This window comes from Massilia aurea, assembly GCF_024753205.1.
Lineage (GTDB): Bacteria > Pseudomonadota > Gammaproteobacteria > Burkholderiales > Burkholderiaceae_D > Telluria > Telluria aurea.
On the sequence record NZ_JANUGZ010000041.1, the window covers coordinates 1 to 541 of the forward strand.

Consider the following 541-nt stretch of genomic DNA (forward strand, 5'->3'; position numbering starts at 1 on the left):
TGGTCTGAAAATACTCTGCGAAACGCTCTACGGTGACATGGTCGAAGAGATCGCTTGCGTATTCGAGGCTGCCGGACAACACATCATCGTACTCCGTCAGGCTGAGCGACAGATCGAACTGAGTCGAGCGCGCGGGCGCTGCCAGCGACGTTAAGGTCAGGTCGGGCAAGGCAAATCGGCTGCGTGGCGTATTGTTGAGCGACAGCATCGATTGGAATAGCGGGCTGTGGCTCAGGCTACGCGTCGGATTGACCGCTTCGACCACTTCCTCAAACGGTAGGTCTTGGTGTGCGAACGCCTTCAGACAAATGTCCTTGAGCTGCTCGATCAGCTCGTCGGCGCTGGTTGTATCGCTCAGCCAGACGCGCAGCGCGAGGGTATTGACGAAAAATCCGATCAGAGGCTCGAGCTGCCGGTGGCGTCGGTTGGCGACTGGGGTTCCGATTACGATGTCGTCCTGGCCGGACAAGCGCGCCAGTAATGCAGACCACGGTGCCAGCAAGGTCATGAACAAGGTGGCGCCGTGGCGCTTGGCCAGTGC

At 59.3% G+C, this 541-nt stretch carries 1 protein-coding gene; it reads right to left on the reverse strand.

Features of this window, described 5'->3' with window-relative positions; translation table 11 throughout:
• Positions 1 to 541: condensation domain-containing protein (locus NX775_RS23950; RefSeq protein ID WP_258838258.1), on the reverse strand; the 541-nt coding region annotated here is incomplete at both ends.